Here is a 23,525-nt window from a genome sequence, read left to right as displayed (position 1 = left end):
GGGGCAGAGTGCCGGGATGATCGCGAAACTGGAAATGCTCATCGCGCTGGCCAAGGAACAGCATTTCGGCCGGGCGGCCGAGGCGCTGGGCATCACCCAGCCGAGCCTGTCGACGGGGATCCGCCAGCTGGAGGATCAGCTGGGGGTGAAGCTGGTGCTGCGCGGATCGCGCTTTGGCGGGCTGACGCCCGAGGGGCAGCGGGCGCTGGCCTGGGCCAGGCAGATCGTGGGCGATACCCGGCGCCTGAAGGAGGAGATGCGCTTTGCGCGCGAGGGGCTGGCGGGCCACCTGCGACTGGCCGTGATCCCGACGGCGCTGACCTGGGCCTCTCGGCTGGCCACTGCGTTTCGCGACGGCCATCCGGGCGTGGAGTTCACCATCCTGAGCCGCAACAGCGCGGAGATCCTGACCCTGCTGGAGGATTTCGAGATCGACGCGGGGCTGTCCTACCTCGACGGGGAGCCTTTGGGCCACGTCGCCACCGCACCGCTGTACCGGGAGCGCTATGCCGCTGTCTGCCCGCCGGAACATCCGCTGGCGGGGCGGGAGGTGCTGGAATGGGGGGATTTCGCGGGGCACGAGTTGTGCCTTCTGACCCAGGACATGCAGAACCGCCGCATCATCGGGCGCGCGCTGGCGGGGGCGGGGGTGGCGCCCGCGGCGCGGCTGGAGAGCAATTCCACCGTCGTGCTGGTAAGCCACGTGGAAAGCGCGGGCCTGGCGACGGTGCTGCCGGTAGAACTGGCGACCTTCCTGGCCTCTGGCCGGGCGCTGGTCTGCGTGCCGGTGGCGCCGGAGGAGAGCGGGCCGGAGGTGGGCATTGTCGCGCCGTTCCAGGAGCCGCAGACGCCGGTTCTGCAGGCCCTGCTGGAGCAGGCGGCGCGGCTGGCGGCAGAGGAGTTTGATTGATATCGCCTATCGAATGACGGAATTTCGATATTGATTTCGCATGAAGTCTTGCCGAAGAGAGGGCGAAAGCCAGCGCAGGGAGACGATCATGCACCCGCAGCCAGTTCAGCCGGAGGGCACCCCGCCCGTCGCGGCTCAGGACATCCAGCCCCTGATTGCCCGTCACATCGGGCGCGAGGGGCCGCTGCTGCCCATGTTGCACGACATACAGGCCGCCTTTGGTCATGTGCCCGAAAGCGCCGTGCCGCTGCTGGCCGATGCGCTGAACCTTGGCCGGGCCGAGGTGCATGGGGTGATTTCCTTCTACCATGATTTCCGCAAGGCGCCTGCCGGGCGTCACGTGCTGAAGATTTGCCGGGCCGAGGCCTGTCAGGCGATGGGCGGCGCGGCGATGGCGGCGGATGTGCTGGCGGCGCTGGGGCTGGATTGGCACGGGACGAGCGCCGACGGGCGGCTGACGGTGGAGCCGGTCTACTGTCTGGGCCTGTGTGCCTGCGGGCCGGCGGCGATGCTGGATGACAGGCTGGTGGCGCGGGCCGATGCGGGCGCGCTGGTGGCCCTGGCGGAGGCAGCGGAATGAAGGTCTATCTGTCGAAGGATGCCGTGGCGAAGGCTTTGGGTGCCGAAGACGTTGCGGCGGCGCTGGCGGCGGCCGGTGTCGAGGTGGTGCGCGTGGGATCGCGCGGCATGGTCTGGCTGGAACCGCTGCTGGAGATCGACCGGGGCGCGGGGCGCGAGGCCTGGGGCGCGGTTGCTGCGGCGGATGTGCCGGGCATTCTGGCGGGGGAGGTCGAGAGCCTTGGCCTGACCGAGGAGATCCCCTTCCTTGCGCAGCAGACGCGGCTGACCTTTGCCCGCTGCGGGGTGATCGACCCGCTGAGCCTGGAAGATTACGAGGCCCATGGCGGGCTGCGCGGCCTGCGCCGGGCGCTGGGCATGAGCGGTGAGCAGATCGTCGACGAGGTGAAGGCATCGGGCCTGCGCGGTCGTGGCGGCGCCGGGTTCCCGACCGGCATCAAGTGGGACACCGTGCGGATGGCCCATGCCGAAAAGAAATACATCGTCTGCAACGCCGACGAGGGCGACAGCGGCACCTTCGCCGACCGGATGATCATGGAGGGCGACCCCTTCAGCCTGATCGAGGGCATGGCGATTGCCGGGCTCTGCACCGGCGCGGTGCAGGGCTACGTCTATACCCGGTCCGAGTATCCGGACGCCGTGGCCGCCATGGAGGCCGCCATTGATGTGGCCCGGGCGGCGGGCGTGCTGGGCGCGGATGTGCTGGGCTCGGGGCGGACCTTCGACATGGAGGTGCGCGTGGGCGCGGGGGCCTATGTCTGTGGCGAGGAGACCAGCCTGCTGAACTCGCTGGAAGGCAAGCGGGGCGTGGTGCGGGCCAAGCCGCCGCTGCCGGCGCTGGAAGGGTTCCTCGGCCGGCCGACGGTGGTGAACAACGTCATCTCGCTGGCCACGGTGCCGGTGATCTTCGAGCGCGGCGCGCAGTTCTATGCGGACTTCGGGCTGGGCCGGTCGCGGGGCACGATCCCGGTGCAGATCGCGGGCAACGTGAAGCACGGCGGGCTGTTCGAGACCGCCTTCGGCATGACGCTGGGCGATCTGGTCGAGGGGATCGGCGGCGGCACGGCCTCGGGCCGTCCGGTGAAGGCGGTGCAGATCGGCGGCCCGCTGGGGGCCTATTTCGGGCGCGGGAAGTTCGACACGCCTTTCGGGTATGAAGAGTTCGACGGGCAGGGTGGGCTGATCGGCCATGCGGGCGTGGTGGTCTTTGACGAGACCGCCGACATGGCGCGCATGGCGCGTTTCGCCATGGAGTTCTGCGCCGTGGAGAGCTGCGGCAAGTGCACCCCCTGCCGCATCGGCGCGGTGCGGGGCGTCGAGACCATCGACCGGATCGCGGCGGGCGACGCGGGCGCGGTGGAGCTGTTGACCGACCTTTGTGAGACGATGAAGGACGGGTCGCTGTGTGCGCTTGGCGGGTTCACGCCCTATCCGGTGATGTCGGCGCTGGAGGCCTTTCCGGAGGAATTCGGTCTAGTGACGGAGGCGGCGGAATGATCGGGCGTTGTTTGGTCGGCATGGACGGGAGCGAGGGGCATCGCCATTGTCCTCGGACCAATGGCGGATCAATGGCGATCCCTCGCGCTCCCCGGAGTATTTTCAGCCATCGAATGGAAACAGGCCGGTGCCAAGTGGCCAATGGGAGGATCCAGGCATGAAGGATTTCATCATTCCCAATGACAAATCCCTTGATGACAAGGACATGGGCACGCCCGCCAGGAGCGGCAAGCCGGTGCATCTGACCATCGACGGCAAGGCGGTGGTGGTGCCTGCGGGCACATCCGTCATGCGGGCGGCGGCGGAGGCGGGGCTGGATATCCCGAAGCTTTGCGCCACCGACAGCCTTGAGGCCTTCGGGTCCTGCCGGTTGTGCGTGGTGGAGATCGAGGGGCGGCGGGGCACGCCCGCCTCCTGCACCACGCCGGTACATGACGGGATGGTGGTGCATACCCAGTCCGAGAAGGTGCGCCGGATCCGCAAGGGAGTGATGGAGCTTTACATCTCCGATCACCCGCTGGACTGCCTGACCTGTTCGGCCAATGGCGATTGCGAGCTGCAGGACATGGCGGGCGCCGTGGGCCTGCGCGATGTGCGCTATGACGCGGCGCCTGAGAAGGCCAACCATTTCGCGGTGCGCGATACCGGCGGGGAGGCCAACCCCGAGTATCTGCCCTGCGACGAGAGCAATCCCTATTTCACCTATGATCCCAGCAAGTGCATCGTCTGCAACCGCTGCGTCCGCGCCTGCGAGGAAGTGCAGGGGACCTTTGCGCTGACCATCGAGGGGCGTGGCTTCGACAGTCGGGTCTCGGCGGGCACCTCGCTGGACAATTTCCTGTCCTCGGACTGCGTCAGCTGCGGCGCCTGCGTGCAGGCCTGCCCGACGGCGACGTTGCAGGAGAAGTCGGTGATCGAGATGGGCGTGCCGCAGCGCTCGGTCGTGACCACCTGCGCCTATTGCGGGGTGGGCTGCAGCTTCAAGGCGGAGCTGCAGGGCGACAAGCTGGTGCGGATGGTGCCCTGGAAGGAGGGCAAGGCCAACCGGGGGCACAGCTGCGTCAAGGGGCGGTTCGCCTATGGCTATGCCGATCACCCGGACCGGATCCTGTCGCCCATGGTGCGCGACAGCATCGACGAGCCGTGGCGCGAGGTGAGCTGGACCGAGGCGCTGACCTTTGCCGCCGGAAAGATGCGGGGCTTGCAGGAGAAGTATGGGCAGAAGTCGATCGGGGTGATCACCTCGTCCCGCTGTACCAACGAAGAGACCTTCCTGGTGCAGAAGCTGGCGCGCGCGGTCTTCGGCAATAACAACACCGACACCTGCGCGCGGGTGTGCCATTCGCCCACCGGCTACGGGTTGGGGCAGACCTTTGGCACCTCGGCGGGGACGCAGGATTTCGACAGCGTCGAACAGACCGATGTCGTCATCGTCATCGGCGCCAACCCGACCGATGCGCACCCCGTTTTCGGCTCGCGCCTGAAGAAAAGGCTGCGGGCGGGGGCCAAGCTTATTGTGGTGGATCCGCGCAAGATCGACCTGGTGAAGTCGGCGCATATCGCGGCGGATCACCACCTTGCGCTGCGGCCCGGGACCAATGTCGCTGTCGTTTCGGCGCTGGCCCATGTGATCGTGACCGAGGGGCTGGCCGACGAGGCCTATATCCGCGCGCGCTGCGACTGGGACGAGTACCTGGGTTATGCCGAGTTCATTTCCGATCCGCGCCACAGCCCGGAAGAGACCGAGGCGCTGACCGGCGTGCCGGCGGAGGAACTGCGCGCCGCGGCCCGCACCTTTGCCACCGGCGGCAATGGTGCGATCTACTATGGGCTGGGCGTGACCGAGCACAGCCAGGGGTCGACCACCGTCATGGGGATCGCCAACCTGGCCATGCTGACCGGCAATGTCGGACGTCCCGGCGTGGGGGTGAACCCGCTGCGCGGCCAGAACAACGTGCAGGGGTCCTGCGACATGGGGTCCTTCCCGCATGAGCTGCCCGGTTATCGCCATGTGAAGGGCGAGGCGGTGCGTGACCTCTTCGGCAAGGTCTGGGGTGTCGAGATCGACCCCGAGCCCGGCCTGCGCATCCCCAACATGCTGGACGCCGCCGTGGATGGCAGCTTCAAGGGGCTCTACTGTCAGGGCGAGGACATCCTGCAGTCCGATCCCGACACGAAGCACGTTTCGGCGGGGCTGGCGGCGATGGAATGCGTCATCGTCCATGACCTGTTCCTGAACGAGACGGCGAACTACGCCCATGTTTTCCTGCCCGGTTCGACCTTCCTGGAAAAGGACGGGACCTTCACCAATGCCGAGCGCCGGATCAACCGGGTGCGGGAGGTGATGGCGCCGAAGGCGGGATACGCCGACTGGGAAGTGACGCAGATGCTGGCCAATGCCATGGGGGCGAACTGGTCCTATGCGCATCCCGGTGAGATCATGGCGGAGATCGCCCTGACCACGCCCAGCTTCGCCGGGGTGACCTATGATCTGCTGGAGGAGAAGGGCAGTGTGCAGTGGCCCTGCAATGCCGAGCACCCGGACGGCACGCCGCTGATGCATGTGGACGGGTTCGTACGCGGCAAGGGGCGGTTCATCGTCACCGAATATGTCGCCACCGAGGAAAAGACCGGGCCGCGCTTCCCGCTGCTGCTGACCACCGGGCGGATCCTGTCGCAGTACAACGTCGGCGCCCAGACGCGGCGGACCGGGAATTCGGTCTGGCACGAGGAAGACGTGCTGGAGATCCATCCCCACGACGCCGAGGTGCGGGGGATCGTCGATGGGCAATGGGTGCGGCTGGCCTCGCGCTCGGGCGAGACGTCTTTGCGGGCAAAGGTCAGCGAGCGGATGTCGCCGGGCGTGGTCTATACCACCTTCCACCACCCGGACACGCAGGCCAACGTGATCACCACCGACTTCTCGGACTGGGCGACCAACTGCCCGGAGTACAAGGTGACGGCGGTGCAGGTGAGCCTGTCCAACGGGCCGTCCGACTGGCAGCAGGATTACAATGCCCAGGCCGAACGGTCGCGGCGGATCCTGCCGGCGGCGGAATGATGCGGCCGGTGCGGTCGCTTCCGGGGCTCTCGCTGGGCGGGGGCGTGGCGCGCGAGGTGACCCGCGCGCTGCCGGAGGAATGGCCGGTGGCGCTGGTCTACGACGGGTCCACCCAGGCGGTGATGATGTGCACGCCGCAGGACCTGGAGGATTTCGCGCTGGGCTTTTCGCTGTCCGAAGGGATCGTGGCGGCCCCGGGCGAGGTGACGGAGCTGGAGGTGCTGGAGCACGCGGCGGGCAGCGAGTGCCGCATGTGGCTGGCGCCGGAGCGCGCGGATGCGGTCAAGCGCCGCCGCCGCGCGATGCTGGGTCCGGTGGGCTGCGGGCTCTGCGGTATCGACAGCCTGGAGGAAGCGGTGCGTCCACTGCCGCAGGTCGGACCCGGGCCCGTCTTCGTCGCGGCAGAGATCGCCAGGGCCGCGGCGGCGCTGCGCGGGCACCAGCCGCTGCACGACCAGACGCGCGCGGCTCATGCGGCAGGCTTCCTGCGCCCCGGCGAGGGGCTGGTGATGGCACGTGAGGACGTGGGCCGGCACAATGCGCTCGACAAGCTGATCGGGGCGCTGGCGCGGGCGGGGATCGACCCGGCGTCGGGCGCCTTCGTGATGACCAGCCGCCTGTCGGTGGAGCTGGTACAGAAGGCGGCGCAGGTGGGATGCACCACGCTGGTCGCCGTTTCCGCCCCCACGGCCCACGCGGTGCGGCTGGCCGGGGCTGCGGGGATCACCCTTGCCGCCTTCGCCCGTGGCGAGGGCTTCGACATCTACGCCCATGCGGAGCGGATCCGCGAAGGAGACACCCATGTCGCTTGACCCGTCGCATGAAACCGCCACCGGTCCCAAGCTGGTGATGATGGCCAACCAGATCGCCACCTTCTTTCGCAGCCAGCCCGGTGACGGGCAGGCAGAGCAGATCGCGGCGCATCTGAACGACTTCTGGGAGCCGCGCATGCGGGCGCAGTTCCTGGCCCTGGTCGAGGCTGGGCATGTCGGGTTCGATCCGCTGGTGGTGGACGCCGCCCGGCACGTCAGGCGGCCTGCGGAAGCCTGAGCAGGGGTATCGACCTGCGGTCGATTGCCTCCGGCAGGAGTATTGCGGGCGGGTTGAAGCCGCGGGATGGAACGCCGACTGATCAGGCGCGCGCCGGCCCGGAGGGCGGAACCCTGCCTTTGCAAAGGGAGGGCGCGCCAGTGCAGTTGCCGGAGCGGCCGCAGTGGCGTGCCACATCCTGCTTTCAACCCGCCGAAAATACTCCGGGGGGAGTCTCCGGAAGGGAGACGGGGGGCAGAGCCCCCCGCACCGGTTTGCTATTGTCGTGCCGGGATCAGACCTGGCGCAGGATCCGCATGGCTTCGAAGATCGCTGCGTGGATGTTGCGGGCGGCGACCGCATCGCCGATCCGCACCAGGTCGAAGGCGGCATCGGGCGCCACCTGGGGGAAGGGGTATCCCGAGCAGGAGGTGAGGGCAGACTGGCTGACCTCGCCCCGGTTGCGCGACAGCGGTTTCAGGTCGAAGTAGAGGTCATCCAGTGGCATGGTGCCGGCGTTGACCAGCACCGCGTCGTACTGCGCCTCTGTCGTCCATTTCGAGTAGTCGGTGCCGATCGTGGCCGTCAGGCGATTGCCGTCGCGGGCGAGGCCCAGAAGGCGGCGGGCGACGGTGAATGTCACCTCCTTGTCCTGCAGCGCGCGCATGTAGGGCACGAAGTTCATGCCGAGGATTTCCGGCGAAAGGCCGCGCTCGCGGTTCATGAACTCCACCTTGCAACCGAGGGAGACCAGCTTCTCCGCCGCCTGCATTGCCGCATGGTCGCCCACCTCGTCGAAGATCAGCACCGAGCCTTCCGGCTTCACCTCGCCGGAGAGGACGTCCCAGGCAGAGAGGGCCAGGTCGGCGCCCGCGATTACCTCGGTATGGGGCAGGCCGCCGGTGGCAAGCACCACGAGGTCGGGCGAGAGGGCGGTGATGTCCTCTGCCTCGGCGAAGGTGTTGAAGCGGAATTCGACGCCCCTCGCCTCGCATTGCTGCATGCGCCAGTCGGTGATGCCGATCATCTCCGCCCGGCGGGGGGATTGCGCCAGCAGGCGGACCTGGCCGCCGGGCTGATCGGCGGCTTCGAGCACGGTCACGATATGGCCGCGTTCGGCGGCCACGCGGGCCGCTTCGAGCCCGCCGGGGCCCGCGCCCACGACCACGACGCGGCGGGGCGCCTCGGAGGGTTCGATGAAATGCGGGTGGGTCAGTTCGCGGCCCGTGTGCGGGTTGTGCACGCAGAGCGCGCCGCCCGCCACGTAGATCCGGTCGATGCAGTAGGTGGCGCCGACGCAGGGGCGGATCTCATCCTCTTTGCCTGCTGCGATCTTGGCCACGATGTGCGGATCGGCGATATGGGCGCGGGTCATGCCGACGAGGTCGAGCTTGCCCGAGGCGACCGCATGGCGTGCCGTGGCCACGTCGGCGATGCGGGCGGCGTGGAAGGTGGGCAGGCCCACTTCGGCCTTGATGCGGCCCGCGAAATCCAGGTGCGGGGCCGAAGGCGTGCCCTGCAACGGGATCACGTCGGTCAGGTCCGGTTCGGTGTCGATGCGGCCCTTGATCACGTTGAGGAAATCGACAAGGCCCGAGGCCTTCAGGCGGTGGCCGATCTCCAGCCCCAGGGATTCGTCGATGCCGCCCGGCATGGTGTCGTCGGCGGTGTAGCGCACGCCCACGAGGAAATCGGGGCCGGTGCGGTCGCGGATCGCCTGCAGCACGTCGAGGGAGAACTTCATCCGCGCCTCGGTGTCGCCGCCCCAGGGCCCGTCCTGGGCGTTCAGCAGCGGTGACCAGAAGGCGTCGATCAGGTGGCCGTAGCATTCGAGTTCGATCCCGTCGAGGCCCGCCTGTTTCATCCGTTCGGCGGCCAGGGCGTAGTCCTCGATCACCCGGGCGATGTCCCAGTCTTCCATGACCTTGGGATAGGCGCGGTGCGCGGGTTCACGGGCGGGGCCCGGGGCCACGACAGGCAGCCAGTCTTCCACGTCGTAGCGGGTGCGCCAGCCGAGGTGGGTGAGCTGGATCATCACCGCCGTGCCATGGGCGTGGCAGGCCTCGGTCAGCTTTGCCATCCAGGGCACGATCTCGTCCTTCCAGGCGGCGACGTTGCCGAAGGCGGCGGGGCTGTCGCGGGAGACCACGGCGGAGCCCGCGGTCATCACCATGCCGACACCGCCGCGCGCGCGTTCCTCATGGTAGGCGCGGTAGCGGTCCTTGGGCAGGCCGTCCTCGGTATAGGCCGGTTCGTGGGAGGTCGTCATGATCCGGTTCTTCAGCGTCAGATGCTTGAGCTGATAGGGCTGCAGGAGCGGATCGCGGGAGGCGGTTTGTTGGGCGGCAGTGGTCGTCATGGCCTGGTGAAGTTCCCTGGAGAGTAGCTGCGAGCGGAGCGAACCATGCGCTGCCGCGACCTGCCAAGAGGCTTGAAAGCAGCGGCGTCGCGAAGCGGCTGCGGGATGTCGGAAACGACGGCCGGTGCCGCGATTTTGCCTTTGCGGGGGCGAAAGGCGCCCGGGGCGGGCCGGCGCAGCGCCCGGGGATTTGGCATGGGGCGTGGTCCGGGGACTTGGCATGGAAGTTCCCATGCAAAACACTCGGGATTGACTTGGGTGAGTGTTTTGGTCAGAAATGACCCCAACAGGAGATGCCATGACTCGTGAAACCCGACAGACGCGGAACGGTACGGCCCGGACGGGCCTGTGGCGGCGCCGTGCCGGGGGCCGGGCGTGAGCGTTCAGCGCGGAGCCGAGGCCGTGGCGAAGATCGCCGCGCTGCCGGTGTCGGAGGCGCTGGTGATCGGGGCGTTGCGCGCGCGGTGCGAGGGGCCGGACGAGATGGCACGTTTCGCCAGCGAGTTGCGGATGATGGCCGGGGCCGAACGCGGGCTGCGCCTGGAAGAAAGCCTGGACGATTTTTTCGCCATGGTGCTGCGCCACCTGCGGCGCCCGCTGATGCGCCACGGTCTGACCTGTGCCTGCGTCGGCGCCGACGAGGCGGTGCTGGCCCATCTGGTCAGCATTGCCGCCAGCGGCGACAGCGAGGATGCCATGCTGATGGCCTGCCTGCTGGTGCGCGCCGATGTGGCGCCTGCCGTCGTGTCCTGCGCCACGGTGCTGGGACTGGATCTGATGCGGGCCGCGCCTGCCGGTATCTCGATGATGCCGGACCGGGCGCGCTCCGCCACTTTGCATTGAAAACCTGACAACAGGAACGAGGGGACCTAAATGACACGCATCCTGAAAGCCGCCCTGGCAACGACCGCCCTTGTGGCCGCGCCGAGCCTGGCTGGCGCCGTCGAAAAGGCGGAGGTGCTGACCACCTACGCCGACATCGCCGCCGCCGCCTATGGTGACAGCCTGACCACCGCGCAGGCGCTGCAGGCCGCCGTGGATGCGCTGATCGCGGATCCCTCCGCCGAAGCGCTGGAGGCCGCGAAGGCCGCCTGGAAAGAGGCCCGCGTGCCCTATCAGCAGACCGAGGCCTTCCGCTTCGGCAATGCGATCGTGGACGACTGGGAGGGCAAGGTGAATGCCTGGCCGCTGGACGAGGGTCTGATCGACTATGTCGACCCTTCCTATGGCGGCGCCACCGATGAAAACGCCTATGCCGTGCTGAACGTCGTCGCGACGCCGACCTTCACCCTGTCGGGTGAGGAGATCGACGCGACCGAGATCACGCCGGAGCTGCTGGAAAGCACCCTGCACGAGGCCGATGCGGTGGAGGCGAATGTCGCCACCGGCTACCACGCCATCGAATTCCTGCTCTGGGGTCAGGACCTGCACGGCACCGAGAAGGGCGCGGGCGAACGCCCCTGGACCGACTATGCGATGGGTGAGGCCTGCACCGGGGGCAACTGCGACCGTCGCGGCGAATACCTGAAGGCCGCCACCGACCTGCTGGTCAGCGACCTGGAATGGATGGCCGGGCAATGGGCCGAAGGCGGCGAGGCACGTGCCACCGTCATGGCGGACGAAGATGCCGGCATCGTGGCCATGCTGACCGGCATGGGCAGCCTTTCCTACGGGGAGCAGGCGGGCGAGCGCATGAAGCTGGGCGTGCTGCTGAACGACCCGGAAGAAGAGCACGACTGCTTCTCCGACAACACCTACAACAGCCACTACTACGACGGGCTGGGCATCCGGAACGTCTACTACGGGTCCTACACCGGCGTGGACGGCACCGTGACCGAGGGGCCGAGCCTGTCGGAGCTGGTGGCCGAGGCCGATCCGGAGGTCGATGCCACCCTGAAGGCCGACCTGATGGACACGATGTTCAAGCTGGCGACGCTGAAAAGCGCGGCCGAGGCGGGCTTCAGCTACGACATGATGCTGGAGCGGGGCAACGAGAAGGGCGAGGCCCTGATCATGGCCGCCGTCGATGCGCTGGTCACCCAGACCAAGGGGATCGAACGGGCCGTCGGCGCGCTGGAGCTGGACCAGATCGGTTTCGAAGGCTCCGACAGCCTCGACAATCCGGGCGCCGTTTTCGAGTGACCCGACAGGGCGCGCCAGCCAGGCGCGCCCGTTTGAATTTCGGGCGGACCGGCGAACGGGATCCGTCCGGCGCGGGCCCGGCAGCTGCCGGGGCTGCCAAGAACAAGACAAGACGGCGCGCCAAGGCGCAGCCCCCGCAGCAAGTATCCCGGGCGACCCAGGCCGGCCGGGCGTGTAACACCCCGGAACGTCAAGAGTATTGAACCATGATGGTCTGCCACTGCCACTCTATCACCGACCGAGATATCAGATCCGCCGTGGACTGGATGCGCGCCGCCGACCCGGAAACGATCATCACGCCGGGCAAGGTATACCGTGCACTTGGCAAGAAAGCCGAATGCGGCGGATGCCTTCCGCTTTTCATGGACACCATGCGTGATTGCGATAGTTTCGAGGTACCAGAGATACTGCGCGGCCTCCGCCGCGCCACGACACAGGAGAACATGGATGAAAGGCGACGCAAAGGTCATCGAGTACCTTAACGCAGCACTGCGCAGCGAGCTGACGGCCATCAACCAGTACTGGCTGCACTACCGTCTTCAGAAGGACTGGGGCTATGGCAAGATTGCCGCCAAGTCCCGCGAGGAAAGCATCGAGGAGATGCATCACGCCGACAAGCTGGTCGACAGGATCATTTTCCTGGAAGGCCATCCGAACATGCAGAAGCTCGACTCCCTGCGAATCGGCGAGAACCTGAAGGAAACGCTGGAGGCCGACCTGGCCGCCGAGCACGAGGCCCGCAACCTCTATGCAGAGGCCCGGACCTATTGCGACAGCGTGGGCGACTTCGTTTCGAAGAACCTGTTCGAAGAGCTGATGGCGGATGAGGAAGGTCACATCGACTTCCTCGAGACGCAGCTGGATCTCTACGCCTCCCTCGGGGCGGAGAAATACGGTCTGCTCAACGCCTCTTCGGCGGACGAGGCCGAGTAAACAGGCGCCAGATCGCTGGGTGCGAGAGGGGGAAGTCCTTGCAGGGCTTCCCCTTTTGCATGGGCGGGGGGTATGGAAAGGCCGGGGGAAGCAAGGCCCGGACGGCTGAGGGGCCTTGCCCCGTTGCGCCGGGCCGCAATTCCCCCGGGAAATTCGAGCCGAGACATGAGAGGGGCGTTGCGCCCCGGGGAGCGGACATGAGCCTTGCGGACACGGGAAAGTTTGCAGACACGCGGAAGTCTACGGACACGGGGAAAATCGACACTCACCTGCACCTGCTGGACCCTGCGCGGTTCCCCTATGGGGACGATAACCCCTATCACCCGCAGGGGCAGGAGATCGGCACCCTGGCGCAGATGCGCGCGGTCTTTGCCGCCAACGGGGTGGAGCGCGCCTTGCTGGTGCAGCCGTCCTCCGGCTATGGCACCGACAATTCCGCCATGCTGGACGCGATCGCGCAATCGGGCGGGACGTGGCGCGGCATCGCCGTGGTGCCGCCCGACATCACCCATGGGGCGCTGGCAGCGCTGAAGGCGGCGGGGGTCATCGGCGTGGCCTACAACCTGCCGTTCCATCCGCAGGGCCATTACGCGGCCTATGCCGGGGTGACCGAAATGCTGGTCGACCTGGATATGGTGCTGGACATCCAGTTCATCGGCGACGGGATCTTCGACGCGCTGGAGTTGCTGGGCGACAGCCCGGTGCGGCTGGCCGTGGATCACTGCGGGCGTCCGGTGTTGTCGGATGGCCTGCAGGCAGAGGCGTTTCGCGCGTTGCTGCGCCTGGCGGAGCGCGAGGCGGAAACGGTGATCAAGGTCAGCGGACACCACAAGTTCGCCGCCTTCCCCTGGCCCTTCGAGGAGGCCGCGCCCTTCGTGGAGGAGATCCTGCGCGCCTGGGGGCCGGATCGTTGCGTCTGGGGGTCGGACTGGCCCTTCCTGCGGGTGCCGGAGCGGGTCGATTATGGGCCGGTCGCCCGGCTGCTGGATCGCGCCCTGCCGGACGATGCGGCGCGCGCCAAGGTCTTCAGGCAGACGGCGCTGCGGGTGTTCTGGGGGGAGGACTGATGACGCCCCGGTGCCGGCCCCAATGTCGGTCCCAATGCCGGCCCCCCGTTGCCGACTTGGCACGGGACGCCGTGCCGCAGTCGCTGACCGGGATTTCCGATTGAAGTGGTCAGGAATTGGTGGCACCTCTTTCCTGTCTTCAGAAGAGTGAGCCGAGAGAGATGACCCCGACCCACCGACTTTTCGCGGCAGGCAGCGGTTTGGCACTGGCGGCGGCCCTGGTCGCCCAGGCTGCCGTTGCGGACCCGAAACCGCTGGCCGAGGCGCTGACCGCGCCGATCCTGAACGTCGTCCCCCGAACCGATGCGGAGCGCGCGCGCATTGCCGCCGTGGTGGCGCCCACGACCGATTTCTCGGCTCCGGAAAAGTTCGAGCAGAACCCCGCGGGCGCGGCCACGACACGGGCGCGGACGGATCACGATGCCTTCAGCCAGTTTTCCGCCAACATCGGCTTTGAAGGGGAGATGACGTTCAAGCTGGGCAACGGGCTGTTCAAGAAGCTCTGGGTCAGCTCGCCGTCCTCGACGCAGGCGAGCGACGGGCTTGGGCCGCTCTACAACGCCCGGGCCTGTCAGCGCTGCCACCTGAAGGACGGGCGCGGCCATCCGCCCGAGGGGCCGGAGGATGACGCGGTGTCGATGTTCCTGCGGATTTCCGTGCCCGCGGACGAGGCGGTGGAGATGTCGGAGATCGAGGCCTTCCTGATCTCTGCCGGCAGTCCCATGGCCGCGCGCACGCGGCCCGATCCGGTCTATGGCGGGCAGCTGCAGGACTTCGGCATTGCCGGGCTTCCGGCCGAATACCGGCTGGGGGTGAGCTGGGAAGAGGAAACGGTGGCGCTGGCAGGGGGCGAGACGGCCAGCCTGCGGCGCCCGACCTGGACGGCAGAGGACCTGGGCTATGGCCCGCTGGCCCCGGGCGCGATGCTGAGCCCGCGCGTGGCGCCGCAGATGATCGGCCTGGGCCTGCTGGAGGCGATCCCGGCGGAAGACCTGCTGGCGCGGGTCGACCCGGACGATGCCGATGGTGACGGGATTTCCGGCCGGGCGCAGGTGGTCTGGTCCTTCGAAAACGCACGGCCCGAACTGGGGCGTTTCGGCTGGAAGGCCGGGGCGCCCAGCGTGAAGGAACAGTCGGCGGCGGCCTTCAGCGGTGATATCGGCATTTCGACCCCGATCTTCACCCAGCCCTGGGGCGATTGTTCCGAGGTTGAGGCCGGGTGCCGCACCGCACCCCATGGCGATGGCGACGCGCGCGGCACCGAGATCGACGAGACGGGGCTGGACCTGGTCACCTTCTACAGCCGCAACCTGGCGGTGCCGGAGCGGCGCAACCTGGACGCGCCGGAGGTGCTGGCGGGCAAGCAGGCCTTCTACGAGGCCGGCTGCACCAGCTGCCACACCCCGAAATACGTCACCCACCGCCTGGAAGGGCAGGACGCGCAGAGTTTCCAGCTGATCTGGCCCTACACCGATCTTCTGCTGCACGACATGGGCGAGGGTCTGGCCGATCACCGGCCCGAGGGCCGCGCCGATGGCTACGAATGGAAGACGCCGCCGCTCTGGGGGATCGGGCTGACCCCGCAGGTCAATGGCCACAGCTACTACCTGCATGACGGCCGGGCGCGCAGCCTGCTGGAAGCGGTGCTGTGGCACGGGGGGGAGGCTTCACAGGCGCGCCAGAATGTGGTGGACATGGATCCGCAGACCCGCGCTGCCCTGATTGCCTTCCTGGAGAGCCTCTGATGCGAATACTGACCGCCGCCGTGACTGCCCTGTGCCTGACTGCCGGCGGGGCGGGGGCAGATGTGCAGGACGTGGTCGATGAACAGATCCTGCCCGGAACCGGCCAGTTCGCCAAGGCGGCCCATGCGCTGAAGGGGCAGGCGGTGAGCGACTGCACACCCCAGCCGAACCTGCTGAATGCCTGGAACAGCGCCTTCGACATGTGGCTGGGGATCTCTCATTTCCGCTTCGGCCCGCTGGAGGTCGACGGCCGGGTCAACGCCATTGCCTTCTGGCCCGACAAGAAGGGGTTCACCCCCAAGATGCTGGGCCAGATGATCGCGGGCGAGGACGCCATCGTCGACCAGCCGGCGGAGTTCCACGAGCTGTCCGTGGCGGCGCGCGGGCTCTTCGCGCTGGAATACCTGCTCTATGATCCGCAGTTCAGCGATTATGCCGAGGGGAGCTATACCTGCCGCCTGGTGCAGGCGATCTCTGCCGATCTGTTGCGCATGGCGCAGGAGATCGACGGCGAATGGCAGGCCGAAGCCGCGCCCGCATTGCTGAGCGCGGGGGAGGCGGGCAATACCACCTATCTGACCGGTGACGAGGCGATCCGCACGATCTACACCGCGCTGCTGACGGGGCTGGAATTCACCGACGACAGCCGCCTGGGCCGCCCGCTCGGCACCTTCGACCGGCCGCGTCCGATGCGGGCAGAGGCCCGCCGGTCGGACCGGTCGCTGCGCAACGTGCGCCTGTCGCTGGAGGCGCTGCAACGCACCGCCCGCCTGCTGATGAAACCCGAGGAGATGCCCCAGACCGAGGCCGCCTTTGCCTCTGCCTTCGATCGCATCGACGCGCTGGACGATCCGGCCTTTGAAGGTGTCGCCGACATCTCGGGCCGGCTGAAGGTGGAGATCATCCAGCAACGCGTCGATCTTGTCCGCACCGCCGTCGAAGGGGAGATCGGGGGCCACTTCGGCCTGACCGCGGGCTTCAATTCCGCTGACGGAGACTGACCATGACCACCCGCCGTGCATTTCTTGCCGCCATGGCCGCATCGGCGCTGACGCCCCGGCTGAGCTGGGCCGATGCCGGATCCCCGGCCTTCCTGGCCTTCGCCAAGGAACCGTCGGGGCAGCATGCGCTCTTCGGGATCGACATCATGGGGCACGACGTGTTCCGCGTGCCGGTGCCGCATCGTGGCCATGCGGGCGCGGCGCATCCCGTCGCGCCGGAGGCCGTGGGCTTTGCCCGCCGCCCCGGGACCTACGCGCGGGTGATCCACTGCGTCACCGGGGAGGTCCTGCATGAGCTGGAAAGCCCCGAGGGGCGGCACTTCATGGGCCACGGCACCTTCCTGCAGGGTGGGGATATCCTGGCCACGCTGGAAAACGACTACATCACGACCCGTGGCAAGATCGGCCTGTGGTCGCGCAGCCAGGGTTACAGGCGCGTGGGCGAGATCGAGACCCATGGCGTCGGCCCGCACGAGGCGTTGCAGATGAAGGACGGCACACTGGTCGTCGCCAATGGCGGCATCCGGACCGATCCGCGCGTCGAGGACGGGCGGGGCAAGCTGAACCTGCCGACGATGAAGCCCTCCCTGGCCTATATCACCCCGGAGGGCGAGCTGTTGGAGCAGATCTTCCTGGACCCGGAACTGCACCTGAATTCCATCCGCCACCTGGCGATGACGGAGGATGAGCTGGTGGGCTTCGCCATGCAGTGGGAGGGTGACGAGATGGACGCCCCGCCGCTTCTGGCGCTGCACCGGCGCGGCTGGCCGCAGGCGAAGATTGCCGAGGCGCCGCTGGGGGAACAGCTGGCGATGAAGGCCTATGCCGGGTCCGTCGCCCTGTCCGGGGACGGGCAGTATTTCGGCATCACCAGCCCGCGCGGCGGTCGTCTGCACATCTTCGACAGGGAAGCCAACTTCGTCGTGTCGCACCGCCGGCCCGATGTCTGCGGCCTGGCGGCAGGGCCAGAGGGCTTCCTGGTCACCGACGGGCTGGGCGGGGTCTGGCATGCGACCGCGACCGAGTTTCAGCCCTTCACCCGGGCCGAACGCGCCTGGGACAATCACGTCGTCGTCCTTTGACGCGGGTTGATCCGTGCCGGTCCCTGCGGCTAGCCTGATCCCCCGCAGGTCATGTGAGAGAGCGGCCATGCGTTTACCCTTCCATCGGGCGGTCCTGATACCTCTGGTCCTGGGATGCCTTTGCACAGGAGAAGCCGCGATGGCCGAAGACATGACAGCAGGATCGGGTGGGCTGCCGGACGATCCGGAACTCATGCTCGATTTTTCCAGCTTTCCGGAGGCGGGGACGTTGAACTGGTTCATCGTCCCGGACGGGAGCGAGACCTTCTGCGCCGTGACGCCCCTCGCGCCGTCGCTGGAGGCGCTGGCGGCGGGCGAGGGGGCGGAGGCGGCCTTTTTCGGGGCGCTGACGCGCGTGCCCGTGGCCGACGGCTTCGTGCGCCTTGCGGCCTTCGATGCGGCGGGGGCCCTGCTGCGGGAGGTCGAGGTGCCCTCGACCGGCAGCCCGCGGGTCCTCGTCTCGGCGACCGAGGCGATCTGCGCCGCGCCCGCGGACGTGCATCTGCATATCGGTCTTTCCAGCGGTGTCGTCGCCGTGCTGGAGCCGGTCTGGCGCCCATGATCCGTGCAGTCGTGGCCCGGCAGCCGGTCCGGGCCATTTTCGGCTTTGCCCGGGCGGCACGGCGCGGCTAGAACATCTGCGGAGACCGCGCGGCGATGGCGTCGGCGCGCATCCCGGTCCCGAAGGTTCACCCCTGTCCTGTACGCCCGGACGTTTGCGCCGGGCGTGGACGTCTCTCCCGTTCCGGCCTCCGGAATGAGGATTGAGACATGGCCGATCTGGCAACCCAGCTGAATACCCGCGTCGATCATTTCACCTGCCACAATGGCGACAAGGTGCCGCTGCCCTTCAGCGCCGGGGAATATGAAACCCGGCTGGCGCGGCTGCGCGCGATCATGGCGGCGATGGATCTGCCCGTGGTCCTGCTGACCTCTATGCACAACATCGCCTACTACTCGGGCTTCCTCTACTGCTCCTTCGGCAGGCCCTATGCCTGCGTGGTCACGCAGGAGGCCTGCACCACGGTCAGCGCCAATATCGACGCGGGCCAGCCCTGGCGGAGGAGCCATGGCGAGAACGTCATCTACACCGACTGGAAGCGCGACAACTACTGGCGCGCGGTGAATGGGCTGGTGGGTGGCGCCACCCGTGTCGGCATCGAGGCCGATCACCTGACCCTGGCGCAATCGGCGAAGCTGGCGGCGTTCCTGGGCGGACCGGAGGTGGTCGACGTGGCACCTGCGACGATGGAGGCCCGCATGCTGAAATCGCCGGAGGAGATCGCCCTGATCCGCGAGGGCGCCCGCATTGCCGATTTGGGCGGCGAGGCGATCCGCGCCGCGATCCACGAGGGCGCGCGGGAGATCGACGTTGCCATGGCCGGGCGCGACGCGATGGAGGCGGAGATCGCCCGCGCCCATCCCGGATCCGAGCTGCGCGACACCTGGGTCTGGTTCCAGTCCGGTCTGAACACCGACGGCGCCCACAACCCGGTGACGACGCGGGCGTTGCAGAGGGGCGATATCCTGTCGCTGAACTGCTTCCCGATGATTTCCGGCTACTACACCGCGCTGGAACGCACGCTGTTCCTGGGCGAACCGGATGCGGAGAGCCTCAGGATCTGGCAGGCCAACGTGGCGACCCACGAACTGGGCCTTTCGCTGATCAGGCCGGGCATCAGCTGTGCCGCGATCTGTGACGAGCTGAACCGCTTCCTGGCCGACGAGGGGCTGCTGCAATATCGCAGCTTCGGCTATGGCCACAGCTTCGGCGTGCTGTCGCATTACTACGGCCGCGAGGCCGGGCTGGAGCTGCGGGAGGATATCGACACGGTGCTTGAACCTGGCATGGTCGTCTCGATGGAGCCGATGCTCTGGCTGCCCGAAGGCATGCCCGGGGCAGGCGGCTACCGGGAGCATGACATCCTCGTCGTGGGCGAAGAGGGCGCGGAGAACATCACGAAGTTCCCCTATGGCCCCGGGGCCAACATCATCGCCTGAGGGTAGGGGCGGGGGCGCGGGCTGACCTGCGCCCCGTCATGCCGAAAGCTTCGGCCAGGCGATCTCGATCCGGAAGCCCTGCGCGGTCTCGGGCAGGGTCATCTTGGCGCCGTGGCGGGTGGCGATGGCCTGCACCAGGGCAAGGCCCAGCCCATGGCCCGCGATGCCGCGTTCGCGGTCGCGTTCGGCCCGGACGAACTGGCGCGTGATCTCTGCCCGGGCTTCGGGGGGCAGGCCGGGGCCGGTGTCGGAGACCACCATCAACTGGCGTTCCGCGTCGGAGGCCAGGGCCAGGGTGATCCGGTCGCCGGACCCGCAGAACTTCATCGCGTTGTCCAGCAGGTTGGTCAGCACCTGCGCCACCAGGTTGCGTTCGGCCAGCACCATGCAGCCCGGTTCGATGGCGCTTGCCAGTGTCATTTCGCTGTCTTCGAAAAGCGGCTCGTAGAGCTCCGCCATGTCGGTCATCAGCGCGGACAGGTCCACCGGGACAAGCCCGGGGCGCGCGCCGCTTGCGGCCTCTGCGGCAGAAATGTCGAGCAGGGCGTTGAAGGTGCGCGTGGTGGCGTGGATTTCCGCCTCCAGCGCCTGTTTCTGGGGCGCGGGGGCGTCCAGCGCGGCGATCTTCTGCAGGATGCGGTTGAGCGGCGTGCGCAGTTCATGCGCGATGACATCCGACAGGCGCTGCGTTGCGCGGTTCAGCGCCTCGATCCGGTCCAGCATGGCGTGCACATGGCTTTCCAACTGGCCGAATTCATCCCGGGACCTGTCGCCGGGCAGGCGCGCCGACAGGTCGCCGTCGGCCACGGTATCGGCCAGCCGGTTGATCCGGTCGATGCGCGCCAGCACCCAGCGGGAGGTCAGCCAGCCGGCCAGCAGGGCGATGGCGACCAGCCCGGTCGCCACCGGCCAGATCAGCCGGCGCAGGCTGGCCAGCGTGGCATCGCGCGCGGTCTCCGCCCGGGCGGTGATCAGGCGGAACCCGCCGGGCAGGATGCGCGCGACCCCGCGATAGGTGATCTCTGCCCCGTCAAGGCCCAGGGGCAGGGTGTAGCCCTGCACCGGGGTCGGGTCGAAACGGTCCCCGGCGGCGGTGATCCCCTTGGGCCAGCCGCCGATGTTGCCGGCCAGGGTCATGCCATCCCGATCCTGCAGAAGGTAGATCGCCTCATCCGGCAGCATGGTGCCGGAGCGGAATTCGATCGCCTCCCGCAGGGCCGGGATGCGGCGCTGCTGGTAGTTGGCGGCGAAGGCCTCCAGGTCGGTTTCCAGAAGCTCCGTCTGGCGCGCGGCCAGGGCCTGGGCGGTCACCCGGTACTGAAGGCCCATGGCCGAGAGGGAGATCAGGATGATCCCCGCGGCAATGGCAAGGGTCACGCGCAGGCTGGCGGAGCCGGGCAGCTGCGGCATGGATCAGGCCTCTGCGCCGGGCAGGGCCTTCTGCGCGTCGAAGATGTAGCCTTCGCCCCGCGCGGTATGGATGATCGGCCGCCCCGCCGCCTGTTCCAGCTTCCGGCGCAGGCGCCCGACATGGACGTCGACGACGTTGGTCTGCGGATCGAAGTGCAGGTTCCAGACGTTTTCCAGCAGCTGCATGCGGGTCACCACGGCACCCGAGTTGCGGGCGAAGTAGGAGATCAGTTCGAACTCCTTGGGGCTGACGGCGACATGGGTCTGGCCGATGTGCACGGTGCGCGCCTTCATGCGGATCTGCACGTCCGAGAAGACCACGAGGTCGTTGTCCATCACCTGCATCGAGGCGCGGCGCATCAGGGCGCGCAGGCGCGCGCGCAGCTCGTCCGGGTCGAAGGGCTTGGCCAGGTAGTCGTCGGCGCCCTTTTCCAGCCCGTCGATCTTGTTCTGCGCCCGTCCCAGGGCCGAGACGATCATGACCAGCGCGGTGGAGCCTGCGGCGCGGATCTTGGCGATGGCGTCGATCCCGTCGCCGCCGGGCAGCATGCGGTCGAAGACGATGACCTGGAAATCGCCGGCGGCGGCCTGGGCCAGCCCCTCGTCATAGGTGGTGACCCAGACCGGTTCGGCGCCCAGGTCACGGACGGCGGCGCTGACCGCCTGGCCTGCCTCGGTGTCGTCCTCGACGATCAGGATGCGGGCGGGGGTGCTGGGCGTCGCGGTGTCGGTCATGGCGTCCTTGGGTCCTTGGGGGTCCTTGGGCCGGATCCGCCGGGATCCGGAATGGCATGCGGGCGATGACGCGTCGTGCCATCCCCTTGATGTTTAGTGCTAAGGGGGCGCCCGGGGCAACTCACATGACAAGTGCGGTCATGCGGGGGCAGGGGCATGAAACCGGCCAGTTTGCGATTGAAACAGGCGGGCGAGGGGGCAAGGATCGACCAAACCGAACGGAGATGACGATGCCCCGGACCGCCTGCCGCAAATCCCGCCTTTCCCAGTCGCGCCATTCCCTGTCGTGTCATTCTCTGTCGCGCCCGATCCGCCGGGCGGCCCTGCTGGGGGCTATGGTGCTGACGCTGGCAGGGCAGCAGCCCGCGCAGGCCGAGACGGTCATTCGCCAGGCGGAGCTTTCGGCCCGGCTCTTCGCCACCGCGCAGGAGACGAAGGACCCGCTGCTGGCCCTGGCCGCGGCCCGGCTGCGGCAATCCGTGGTGGCCATGCAGGTGGAGCGCACGCCGGTGACCGGCGGCGCCGATCTGCCCCCGGGGGAGGCGCAGATGATGACGCAGATGATGACCTGGCAGGACATGCTGCAGGTGGCCCGGCAGATGGCCCGCGGTGATGAGACGATCCTCGCCCTGGCGGATGATTTCGGCACGGCGGCGGCGCGCGGCGTGCCGACGGGGCAGGTCTATTCCATCGACCGGGTCGCGGCGGAGGGGCGCGCGATCTACCCGGCCATGAGGTTCCAGGGCAGCGACTACGCAGAGGTCTACGTCGAGGCGGAGTTGCCGGAGGTCGAGCTGAGCCTGCGGATCACGGATTCACTGGGCCGTGTCGTCTGCGAGGACACGGACCATGGACCGATCGCCTACTGCGGTTGGCAGCCGGTGTGGACGGACTTCTTCGAAGTGAGGGTCGAGAACGGGAGCGGGGTGGCCAGTTCCTACACGCTGATCACCAACTGATCCGGGGCAGGCGCGCCCGGGGTGGTGTCGCGTCCAGGCTGGCGTGCCTAGCGGGCCTCGAGGCCGAAGAGGATCTGGTCAAGGAAGCCGCGTGCGATCTTGTCGAGGTCAACCTCGTCGCCCAGGCGTTCCTGGTGGTAGGCCATGATCCAGTTGATTGCCGTGATCAGGAAGAGCGAGGTCGCCTCCGGATCGATCGAGCGGACGTCACCGTCGGCCAGCGCGCCTTCCAGAAGTGTCTGGATGTAGCCGCGCAGCGCGTCACGGCGCCGAAACAGCCCATCCTGCATCGGCGCCGGCAAGGCGCGCATGCTGATCAGCGAGCTGTAGCTGCCGCCGCCTTCCATGATCAGGCGCAGGTAATCCAGGTAGAACTTCTGGAACCTGTCGTAGGCGCCCAGGTCGCTGGCCTCTGCCGCGGCCCTGGCGGTTTCGCCGGCCTTCAGGCTGATCTCGATACAGTCGTGAAGCAGCTCTTCCTTGTTGCGGAAGTAGTAGTAGAGCGCGGTCTTCGTCACGCCGATCTGGTCGGCGATCTCATCCAGTGACGTCGCGTGGTAGCCTTTCTCGTTGAACAGGCGGGACGCGACATGCAGCGCCGCGCGACGCTTGCGTTCTCGCATCTCCTCACGCGATGCGATCTCCCCATTCCAATCTGCCATTTGCCCCTCAGTCATTTTGGTGGGGCGATGATTCGGAAAACTGAGCCGTTTCATCGCCAATCTGCAGACAAATTCTATTGCCGTTTATTGTGGCGCGACATTGCCGCGCAGGAAAGTCTGTGGACTCGTCGGACAAGAGGACCCATCTGCCGGATTAGCGACTGCTCTAAGCCGGAAAACACACGGTGAAAACCCCTGTGATTGCAAAAAACCCAAGGGTAAATCGTTCGAACGATCCGCAATTTGCGCAAATGTCGTTTGCGAAAGACGTCGCAAAGCGCCGGAGGCGTATGTGGGCGCAGATAACGCCCTTCCCAAGGGGGGTGCAAGGTGATCCCGGGGAATGGCGTGCA

21 protein-coding genes are annotated in these 23,525 nt (G+C 67.7%); 17 read left to right on the top strand and 4 right to left on the bottom strand.

Annotation, left to right across the window (positions count from 1 at the left end):
* Window positions 1-16: 16 nt before the first annotated feature.
* The 6 genes from AC2IR1_RS16230 to AC2IR1_RS16205 all read left to right on the top strand — a co-directional run bounded on the left by AC2IR1_RS16230 (window position 17) and on the right by AC2IR1_RS16205 (window position 7,097).
* Window positions 17-910: a LysR family transcriptional regulator gene (locus AC2IR1_RS16230; protein WP_486473011.1), complete on the top strand. Its 894-nt coding sequence runs from the start codon at window positions 17-19 to the stop codon at window positions 908-910.
* Window positions 911-998: 88 nt separating this feature from the next.
* Entirely contained in the window at window positions 999-1,490 is a 492-nt protein-coding gene (locus AC2IR1_RS16225) for a formate dehydrogenase subunit gamma (RefSeq protein WP_486473010.1), read from the top strand.
* Window positions 1,487-2,986 (top strand): NADH-ubiquinone oxidoreductase-F iron-sulfur binding region domain-containing protein, encoded by a 1,500-nt coding sequence (locus AC2IR1_RS16220; protein ID WP_486473009.1) that lies wholly within the window; start codon window positions 1,487-1,489, stop codon window positions 2,984-2,986. The genes AC2IR1_RS16225 and AC2IR1_RS16220 overlap by 4 nt, the downstream gene beginning before the upstream one ends.
* Before the next feature lie 157 nt (window positions 2,987-3,143).
* Window positions 3,144-6,047 (top strand): formate dehydrogenase subunit alpha, encoded by a 2,904-nt coding sequence (gene fdhF, locus AC2IR1_RS16215; protein WP_486473008.1) that lies wholly within the window; start codon window positions 3,144-3,146, stop codon window positions 6,045-6,047.
* Window positions 6,047-6,859 carry a formate dehydrogenase accessory sulfurtransferase FdhD gene (fdhD, locus tag AC2IR1_RS16210; protein WP_486476428.1) on the top strand — a complete coding sequence of 271 codons (813 nt, stop codon included), beginning with the start codon at window positions 6,047-6,049 and terminating at the stop codon, window positions 6,857-6,859. The genes fdhF and fdhD overlap by 1 nt, the downstream gene beginning before the upstream one ends.
* Complete coding sequence (locus tag AC2IR1_RS16205) at window positions 6,849-7,097, top strand: formate dehydrogenase subunit delta (protein WP_486473007.1); 249 nt, start codon at window positions 6,849-6,851, stop codon at window positions 7,095-7,097. The genes fdhD and AC2IR1_RS16205 overlap by 11 nt, the downstream gene beginning before the upstream one ends.
* A gap of 274 nt (window positions 7,098-7,371) precedes the next feature.
* Here the strand turns inward: AC2IR1_RS16205 and AC2IR1_RS16200 are convergent, their stop codons facing one another.
* A complete protein-coding gene (locus AC2IR1_RS16200; RefSeq protein ID WP_486473006.1) occupies window positions 7,372-9,435 on the bottom strand; it encodes an oxidoreductase in 2,064 nt (687 codons plus the stop codon).
* Window positions 9,436-9,810: 375 nt separating this feature from the next.
* On the opposite strand from AC2IR1_RS16200, the gene AC2IR1_RS16195 reads away from it, so the two are divergent.
* From AC2IR1_RS16195 to AC2IR1_RS16150, 10 genes are all read left to right on the top strand, one after another.
* Entirely contained in the window at window positions 9,811-10,278 is a 468-nt protein-coding gene (locus AC2IR1_RS16195; protein ID WP_486473005.1) for a hypothetical protein, read from the top strand.
* A 30-nt stretch (window positions 10,279-10,308) separates the two neighbouring features.
* Complete coding sequence (locus tag AC2IR1_RS16190; protein WP_486473004.1) at window positions 10,309-11,577, top strand: imelysin family protein; 1,269 nt, start codon at window positions 10,309-10,311, stop codon at window positions 11,575-11,577.
* Between the two features lie 206 nt (window positions 11,578-11,783).
* Window positions 11,784-12,059, top strand: a complete 276-nt coding sequence (locus tag AC2IR1_RS16185; RefSeq protein WP_486473003.1) for a (2Fe-2S)-binding protein — start codon at window positions 11,784-11,786, stop codon at window positions 12,057-12,059.
* Entirely contained in the window at window positions 12,025-12,510 is a 486-nt protein-coding gene (gene bfr / locus AC2IR1_RS16180; RefSeq protein ID WP_486473002.1) for a bacterioferritin, read from the top strand. The genes AC2IR1_RS16185 and bfr overlap by 35 nt, the downstream gene beginning before the upstream one ends.
* A gap of 197 nt (window positions 12,511-12,707) precedes the next feature.
* Window positions 12,708-13,577 carry an amidohydrolase family protein gene (locus AC2IR1_RS16175; RefSeq protein WP_486473001.1) on the top strand — a complete coding sequence of 290 codons (870 nt, stop codon included), beginning with the start codon at window positions 12,708-12,710 and terminating at the stop codon, window positions 13,575-13,577.
* A 161-nt stretch (window positions 13,578-13,738) separates the two neighbouring features.
* Window positions 13,739-15,322 carry a di-heme oxidoreductase family protein gene (locus tag AC2IR1_RS16170; protein ID WP_486473000.1) on the top strand — a complete coding sequence of 528 codons (1,584 nt, stop codon included), beginning with the start codon at window positions 13,739-13,741 and terminating at the stop codon, window positions 15,320-15,322.
* Complete coding sequence (locus AC2IR1_RS16165) at window positions 15,322-16,323, top strand: imelysin family protein (protein WP_486472999.1); 1,002 nt, start codon at window positions 15,322-15,324, stop codon at window positions 16,321-16,323. Before AC2IR1_RS16170 ends, AC2IR1_RS16165 begins: the two co-directional genes overlap by 1 nt.
* A 2-nt stretch (window positions 16,324-16,325) precedes the next feature.
* Window positions 16,326-17,405, top strand: a complete 1,080-nt coding sequence (locus tag AC2IR1_RS16160; protein ID WP_486472998.1) for a DUF1513 domain-containing protein — start codon at window positions 16,326-16,328, stop codon at window positions 17,403-17,405.
* 139 nt (window positions 17,406-17,544) lie between these two features.
* The gene (locus AC2IR1_RS16155; RefSeq protein WP_486472997.1) at window positions 17,545-17,967 is read left to right on the top strand and encodes a hypothetical protein; all 423 of its coding nucleotides are present in this window, start codon (window positions 17,545-17,547) and stop codon (window positions 17,965-17,967) included.
* 209 nt (window positions 17,968-18,176) lie between these two features.
* A complete protein-coding gene (locus tag AC2IR1_RS16150) occupies window positions 18,177-19,406 on the top strand; it encodes an aminopeptidase P family protein (RefSeq protein ID WP_486472996.1) in 1,230 nt (409 codons plus the stop codon).
* A 36-nt stretch (window positions 19,407-19,442) separates the two neighbouring features.
* Here the strand turns inward: AC2IR1_RS16150 and AC2IR1_RS16145 are convergent, their stop codons facing one another.
* Window positions 19,443-20,816, bottom strand: coding sequence for a sensor histidine kinase (locus AC2IR1_RS16145; RefSeq protein ID WP_486472995.1), 1,374 nt, complete (start codon window positions 20,814-20,816; stop codon window positions 19,443-19,445).
* 3 nt (window positions 20,817-20,819) lie between these two features.
* Window positions 20,820-21,551, bottom strand: coding sequence for a response regulator transcription factor (locus AC2IR1_RS16140; protein ID WP_486472994.1), 732 nt, complete (start codon window positions 21,549-21,551; stop codon window positions 20,820-20,822).
* 230 nt (window positions 21,552-21,781) lie between these two features.
* On the opposite strand from AC2IR1_RS16140, the gene AC2IR1_RS16135 reads away from it, so the two are divergent.
* Complete coding sequence (locus AC2IR1_RS16135) at window positions 21,782-22,510, top strand: hypothetical protein (RefSeq protein ID WP_486472993.1); 729 nt, start codon at window positions 21,782-21,784, stop codon at window positions 22,508-22,510.
* A 47-nt stretch (window positions 22,511-22,557) separates the two neighbouring features.
* Here AC2IR1_RS16135 and AC2IR1_RS16130 read toward each other — a convergent pair whose 3' ends face one another.
* On the bottom strand, window positions 22,558-23,172 hold the full coding sequence (locus AC2IR1_RS16130) for a TetR/AcrR family transcriptional regulator (RefSeq protein WP_486472992.1): 615 nt from the start codon (window positions 23,170-23,172) through the stop codon (window positions 22,558-22,560).
* Window positions 23,173-23,525 lie beyond the last annotated feature (353 nt).

This window comes from Pseudooceanicola sp. NS-SX8 (assembly GCF_057380755.1).
Note: the sequence above shows the minus strand (reverse complement) of the source record. Positions and strands in the feature narration are given on the sequence as shown.

Bases quoted from the DNA above. Each gene is read 5' to 3' on its own strand.
- AC2IR1_RS16150 (WP_486472996.1), top strand. From the start codon at position 18,177: ATGGCCGATCTGGCAACCCAGCTGAATACCCGCGTCGATCATTTCACC.
- AC2IR1_RS16190 (WP_486473004.1), top strand. From the start codon at position 10,309: ATGACACGCATCCTGAAAGCCGCCCTGGCAACGACCGCCCTTGTGGCC.
- AC2IR1_RS16230 (WP_486473011.1), top strand. From the start codon at position 17: ATGATCGCGAAACTGGAAATGCTCATCGCGCTGGCCAAGGAACAGCAT.
- AC2IR1_RS16225 (WP_486473010.1), top strand. From the start codon at position 999: ATGCACCCGCAGCCAGTTCAGCCGGAGGGCACCCCGCCCGTCGCGGCT.
- fdhF (WP_486473008.1), top strand. From the start codon at position 3,144: ATGAAGGATTTCATCATTCCCAATGACAAATCCCTTGATGACAAGGAC.
- bfr (WP_486473002.1), top strand. From the start codon at position 12,025: ATGAAAGGCGACGCAAAGGTCATCGAGTACCTTAACGCAGCACTGCGC.
- AC2IR1_RS16130 (WP_486472992.1), bottom strand. From the start codon at position 23,172: ATGGCAGATTGGAATGGGGAGATCGCATCGCGTGAGGAGATGCGAGAA.
- AC2IR1_RS16135 (WP_486472993.1), top strand. From the start codon at position 21,782: ATGCCCCGGACCGCCTGCCGCAAATCCCGCCTTTCCCAGTCGCGCCAT.
- AC2IR1_RS16200 (WP_486473006.1), bottom strand. From the start codon at position 9,435: ATGACGACCACTGCCGCCCAACAAACCGCCTCCCGCGATCCGCTCCTG.
- AC2IR1_RS16185 (WP_486473003.1), top strand. From the start codon at position 11,784: ATGATGGTCTGCCACTGCCACTCTATCACCGACCGAGATATCAGATCC.
- AC2IR1_RS16205 (WP_486473007.1), top strand. From the start codon at position 6,849: ATGTCGCTTGACCCGTCGCATGAAACCGCCACCGGTCCCAAGCTGGTG.
- AC2IR1_RS16140 (WP_486472994.1), bottom strand. From the start codon at position 21,551: ATGACCGACACCGCGACGCCCAGCACCCCCGCCCGCATCCTGATCGTC.
- AC2IR1_RS16175 (WP_486473001.1), top strand. From the start codon at position 12,708: ATGAGCCTTGCGGACACGGGAAAGTTTGCAGACACGCGGAAGTCTACG.
- AC2IR1_RS16165 (WP_486472999.1), top strand. From the start codon at position 15,322: ATGCGAATACTGACCGCCGCCGTGACTGCCCTGTGCCTGACTGCCGGC.
- AC2IR1_RS16160 (WP_486472998.1), top strand. From the start codon at position 16,326: ATGACCACCCGCCGTGCATTTCTTGCCGCCATGGCCGCATCGGCGCTG.
- fdhD (WP_486476428.1), top strand. From the start codon at position 6,047: ATGCGGCCGGTGCGGTCGCTTCCGGGGCTCTCGCTGGGCGGGGGCGTG.
- AC2IR1_RS16145 (WP_486472995.1), bottom strand. From the start codon at position 20,816: ATGCCGCAGCTGCCCGGCTCCGCCAGCCTGCGCGTGACCCTTGCCATT.
- AC2IR1_RS16220 (WP_486473009.1), top strand. From the start codon at position 1,487: ATGAAGGTCTATCTGTCGAAGGATGCCGTGGCGAAGGCTTTGGGTGCC.
- AC2IR1_RS16155 (WP_486472997.1), top strand. From the start codon at position 17,545: ATGGCCGAAGACATGACAGCAGGATCGGGTGGGCTGCCGGACGATCCG.
- AC2IR1_RS16170 (WP_486473000.1), top strand. From the start codon at position 13,739: ATGACCCCGACCCACCGACTTTTCGCGGCAGGCAGCGGTTTGGCACTG.